Genomic DNA, 4,533 nt, shown 5'->3' with positions numbered 1-4,533 from the left:
GGCTGTGGCAGTCCAGTTCGATGACGCCCAGCACGGTGTGGGCGATGCGCTTGTGGTCCGTCCGCCGCAGAGCGACGTCGCGGGTGTCCCAGAGGGCGGCGAACTCCGGGCTGCGTTCGCGCAGCGCGGCCGTCATCCGGGTCACCTCGGCGTCGCGGCCGCGCCGGGCGGCGACGGCCTGGAGGTCGGCGACGAAGACCCGTGAGTGGTGCGGGTGGTCCTCGGCCGGATAGACGGTACGGGCGTCGGGGTCGGTGAACCAGCGGTAGACGAAGCTCGCGCGGGGCCCGCGGGCCTCCGGGGCCGGGCCGACGAGCGTGACGGCCGGCGGGTTCTGGACGAGGGTCTCGTGCAGGTCGGTGATGATCTGCGCGGGGGTAATGGTGAGCTGGTCCAGGAGGTGCAGCAGCCCCGGTTGGACGTGCGCGGCCGGGCCGTGCGCCGACGGAGGAACCGGGCGGTCGGCGAGGTGGAACACGTGGTCGCGTTCGTCGCCGTTCAGCCGCAGCGCGCGGGCCAGCGCGACCAGTACCTGGGTCGAGGGCTGGGCTCCCCGTCCGCGTTCGAGCTCCGTGTAGTAGTCCGCGGACAGGCCCGCCAGCTGGGCGACCTCCTCGCGCCGCAGTCCGGGCACCCGGCGCCGTGGGCCGCTGGGCAGGCCGACGTCGGACGGGCGGATCCGGTCGCGCCGGGATTTGAGGTACGCGGCGAGTTCCGAAAGGTTCACGCCTCCCATGGTCGCGTACGTCGGGGCGGTGAGGGAGGGGACGGCGACCCCTGGGTGGGGAGAACCGTGGCTGACGTCGGGAAGTCGGCCCAGAGTGGAGGAGCAGGCGGGACGCGGCGGCGCCCAGCCGACGTACGCAGCACCGCCGCGATCCTCTCGTTCAGCCCTCTCAGGAGCCCCTATGCCCTCCCCCGAACCTGATCCCAAGAACACCACGAAAGGCGACGAAACATCCGAGACCACCGTCGGCGTCACGGCCGAGCACCGCACCGGCCCGCCCCGCGTGGCCGTCGTCACCGGTGGTTCGCGCGGCATCGGGCGCGCGACGGTGAGCCGTCTGGCGGCCGACGGGCTGGCCGTCGTCGTCGGCTACGTGGGCAATCGCGACCTGGCCGAGGCCGCCGCCAAGGAGGTCACCGCCGCCGGCGGCCGGGCGGTCGCCGTACGGGCGGACGTCGCCGACGAGCGGCAAATGGCCGCGCTCTTCGACACGGCCGAGTCCGAGTTCGGCGGCGTCGACGTCGTCGTGAACGCGGCCGGGCGGATGCGTCTGTCGCCGGTCGCCGACCTGGACCTCGCGGAGCTGGACGCGGTGCACCGCACCAACGTCCGGGGGACGTTCGTGGTCGCCCAGCAGGCGGCCCGCAGGATTCGCGACGGCGGCGCGGTCGTCACCTTCTCCACGTCGGTGGTGGGCCTGGCCTTCCCCGGCTACGGCGTCTACAACGCGAGCAAGGGCGCGGTCGAGGCCCTCACCATGATCCTCGCCCGCGAGCTGCGCGGCCGGAACGTGACGGTCAACGCCGTCGCCCCCGGCCCCACCGCCACCGAGCTGTTCTTCGAGGGCAAGGACGAGGCGACCGTCGCCCGCCTGGCCGCCCAGCCTCCGCTGGAGCGCCTGGGCACCCCCGAGGACATCGCCGAGACCGTCGCCTTCCTCGCGTCGCCGGCCGGCCACTGGATCAACGGCCAGGTCCTGCGCGCCAACGGCGGCATCGTCTGACGATCCGCCGCCCAGCTCCTACCAACCCGACCCGACCACCAACTCATCACTGAACCGAAAACCGAACCGAAAACCGAACCGAAAGAGGTCCACCATGCCGTTCGCGAACTTCAAGGTCCCCGCCGGGAGCCTGGACGAGAAGCAGAAGGAGCAGATCGTCACGCGCGCCACGGAGCTGTATGTCGAGGTCTACGGCGAACGTGCCCGCGCCACCACGATGGTCCTCGTGGAGGAGGTGACCGACGGCGGCTGGGGCATCGGCGGCAATGTGCTGACCCTCGCCATGCTCCAGCAGTCGCCCGAGGGCTGACGGAGGCCGAGCGGCCCCCACGGACCACATGGCTGCTCCGCTGAAACCGCGCGGACGACTCCAGGCCGTCGCGCACCAATACGGGACGCAGCGGAGCTCAGCCGATTCGGGTCGTCTCGCCCGAGGTCAGATGGTGGTAACGCGCCCCGATCCCCGGGCCGTCGTCGCCCAGGAAGCCGCCCAGCATCGCGGTGCCGATGTCGTTGAGGGCCCCGTCATGGATGGCGTAGGCGTCGCGCGGGGCGACCTCGCGCACGTAGTCGATCAAGTGGCCGAGCGTGGACCAGGGGGTGTGGACCGGCAGCAGCAGCGTGTCCACCCCGGAAGCGCCCGTCTCGGGAACGGTCAGGGCGTCTCCGGGGTGGAAGAGCGCGCCGTCGACGAGGAACCCGATATTGGCGACGCGCGGGATGTCGGGGTGGAGGTCCTCGTGCCAGGCGCCGTGGACCGTCACCTCGAAGCCCGCCGCCGTGAACGCGTCCCCCTCCCCCACGGCGGTGACGCGGGCGCCGAGGCCGTCCAGCTGTCCGGCCACGGCGGAGTTGGTCCAGATGCGCAGGGCCGGGTTGTTCTCGGCCGCCCGGCGCAGCGCCTCCTCCGAGAAGTGGTCGAAGTGCTCATGCGTGACGAGGACCGCGTCGGCGCCGTCCAGTGCCTGCGGTTCGGTCAGGCCGCCCGGGTCCACCACCAGGCGGCGGCCGTCCTTCTCGATGCCGACACAGGCGTGGCCGAACTTGGTGAGCTGCATCGTCGGAATCCTCCCTCGGAAAAACCTACAACCTAATTACACAACCAAACTGTACACCACAGTTCCACGGCTGCCGGATAAGATGCACGCATGGATGAAGACGCGCTGGCCGAGGAGTTGCGGCAGTCGGTCGGGGAGCTGGTCCGAGCGGTACGGGGCGTGGACACCATGCCTCCCGGCGAGTCGGCCGCCCTCGGCTACCTCGACCGCAACGGTCCGCTGACCACGGCCGACCTGGCCCAGCGCCGCGGGGTGACGCACCAGTCGGCCGCCAAGTCCGTGAAGGAACTCGCCAGCGGCGGCTTCGTACGCGCCGAGCCCCACCCCAGCGACGGCCGCAAACTCCTGCTGCACATCACCGACGCCGGCCGCGCCCGCCTGCGCGGCGAACGCGCTCAGCGCGCCCAGGCCGTCAACGCCGCCATACAGGAGCTCTTCAGCGCGGAGGAGCAGCGGCGGCTGCGCGACGGCGTCGGCCTGCTGTCCCAGCTGGCCGCCCACCTCGCGGGAAAGTGACGCACTCCCCCGATCTCCCGGCCACCCTGGGAAGGGCGCTGTCGCCGCGACACCATCACGTGCTATGACGACATCCGCCCCACGAAACAGGAACGCGGTCGAGCTGCGGCCCGACAGCGTGATCAAGAAGTTCCACCATGGCAACCGCGGCGCGTGCGAGCGGGAGTGGCGTGCGCTGTCGCTGCTCGCGTCGTACGCGCCGGGCCTGGCCCCTGTCCCCCACCGCACGGATCTCACGGCGGAGGAGCCGGTGGTGGTGATGTCGCGCGTACCGGGCGGGCCGATGCGCGGCGAGCCGCTCGGCGATCGGCAGCTCGGAGCCATGGCCGCGGCGGTGACCGAGCTGTACGCGGCCGTGCCGGCGGATGTCCTGGCCGGCGTACCCGTCCGGCCCGGCCGGCAGCGGCATCTCATCGACCAGATCCACACGTGGACTCCGCGCATACGCCCGCGAGTCGGCGGCGAGGTGGGCGAGGCGATGGACCGCGGCCTGGAGTGGCTGGCCCGTTCCGGCCTGGAAGGGGAAGGGGCCGGCGGACAGTCGGAGGTCCCGCCCGTATTCGGTCCCGGTGACGGCAACCTCGCCAACTACCTCTGGGACGGTACGCGCGTACGCATCGTCGACTTCGAGGACTCCGGCCTCAGCGACCGGCCCTTCGAGCTGGCGGAGATCACGGAGCATGTGGCGAGTTGGGCGGGGCCGCCGTTCGATGTCGACGCGTTCCTCGGCCTGTTCGATCTGCACCCCGCCGAACGCGTGCGACTGCCGAAGTGCCGACGACTGCTGGCGCTCGTATGGCTGTTCCTCCTGTCCTCCGACGACCCGCGGCACCCGCGCAACCCGCCGGGAACGGCCGAACGGCAGGCCGCCCGGCTGTCCGCGCTCCTCGCCTGAGGCCGCCCGCTCCGCTGGTGCCATGATGATCGTCATCGGTGGGCAGTCCCCGCCGACGGCACGGCTGACCGGCCGACGAGCAGACCGTGATGTCCGTCGAAGGAACGGCCGGTCGAGGGAGAGACCGAAGGAGAACACGTGAAAGACCAGAGACAGCAGGAGCGGCAGAGGGAACGGCGGCGGGAGCGGGCGAACGGGTCCGAGCGATGAGCGGGCGGCCGACCACGCCCTCGCCGTCATCGCCCTCGTCGTCATCGCCCTCGTCGTCATCGCCATCGTCGTCATCGCCATCGTCGTCATCGCCATCGTCGTCGCCCTCGCTGCCGTCCTGGGC

6 protein-coding genes are annotated in these 4,533 nt (G+C 71.7%); 4 read left to right on the top strand and 2 right to left on the bottom strand.

All coding sequences use genetic code 11. The features are described 5' to 3' along the window. Positions 1-727 (bottom strand): helix-turn-helix transcriptional regulator (locus tag ACFU99_RS34245; RefSeq protein WP_384399660.1); only part of this gene is annotated, 727 nt, incomplete at its 3' end. Positions 728-908: 181 nt separating this feature from the next. Here ACFU99_RS34245 and ACFU99_RS34240 point away from each other — a divergent pair. Both ACFU99_RS34240 and ACFU99_RS34235 read left to right on the top strand, forming a co-directional pair. After that, entirely contained in the window at positions 909-1,730 is an 822-nt protein-coding gene (locus ACFU99_RS34240) for an SDR family oxidoreductase (protein WP_384399657.1), read from the top strand. 94 nt (positions 1,731-1,824) lie between these two features. Next, on the top strand, positions 1,825-2,040 hold the full coding sequence (locus ACFU99_RS34235; RefSeq protein ID WP_384399654.1) for a tautomerase family protein: 216 nt from the start codon (positions 1,825-1,827) through the stop codon (positions 2,038-2,040). 97 nt (positions 2,041-2,137) lie between these two features. Here the strand turns inward: ACFU99_RS34235 and ACFU99_RS34230 are convergent, their stop codons facing one another. Then, positions 2,138-2,788, bottom strand: a complete 651-nt coding sequence (locus tag ACFU99_RS34230; RefSeq protein WP_384399651.1) for an MBL fold metallo-hydrolase — start codon at positions 2,786-2,788, stop codon at positions 2,138-2,140. A 90-nt stretch (positions 2,789-2,878) separates the two neighbouring features. On the opposite strand from ACFU99_RS34230, the gene ACFU99_RS34225 reads away from it, so the two are divergent. Together ACFU99_RS34225 and ACFU99_RS34220 are read left to right on the top strand one after the other, a co-directional pair. After that, positions 2,879-3,304, top strand: coding sequence for a MarR family winged helix-turn-helix transcriptional regulator (locus ACFU99_RS34225; RefSeq protein ID WP_384399648.1), 426 nt, complete (start codon positions 2,879-2,881; stop codon positions 3,302-3,304). Between the two features lie 64 nt (positions 3,305-3,368). Then, positions 3,369-4,199: a phosphotransferase family protein gene (locus ACFU99_RS34220; protein WP_384399643.1), complete on the top strand. Its 831-nt coding sequence runs from the start codon at positions 3,369-3,371 to the stop codon at positions 4,197-4,199. Positions 4,200-4,533 lie beyond the last annotated feature (334 nt).

Source organism: Streptomyces sp. NPDC057654 (assembly GCF_042800135.1).
Classification (GTDB): Bacteria; Actinomycetota; Actinomycetes; order Streptomycetales; family Streptomycetaceae; genus Streptomyces.
This window is presented reverse-complemented; position numbering and strand designations above follow the sequence as displayed.

Coding starts and splice junctions, on each gene's coding strand:
- ACFU99_RS34240 (WP_384399657.1), top strand. CDS start 909: ATGCCCTCCCCCGAACCTGATCCCAAGAACACCACGAAAGGCGACGAA.
- ACFU99_RS34235 (WP_384399654.1), top strand. CDS start 1,825: ATGCCGTTCGCGAACTTCAAGGTCCCCGCCGGGAGCCTGGACGAGAAG.
- ACFU99_RS34230 (WP_384399651.1), bottom strand. CDS start 2,788: ATGCAGCTCACCAAGTTCGGCCACGCCTGTGTCGGCATCGAGAAGGAC.
- ACFU99_RS34225 (WP_384399648.1), top strand. CDS start 2,879: ATGGATGAAGACGCGCTGGCCGAGGAGTTGCGGCAGTCGGTCGGGGAG.
- ACFU99_RS34220 (WP_384399643.1), top strand. CDS start 3,369: ATGACGACATCCGCCCCACGAAACAGGAACGCGGTCGAGCTGCGGCCC.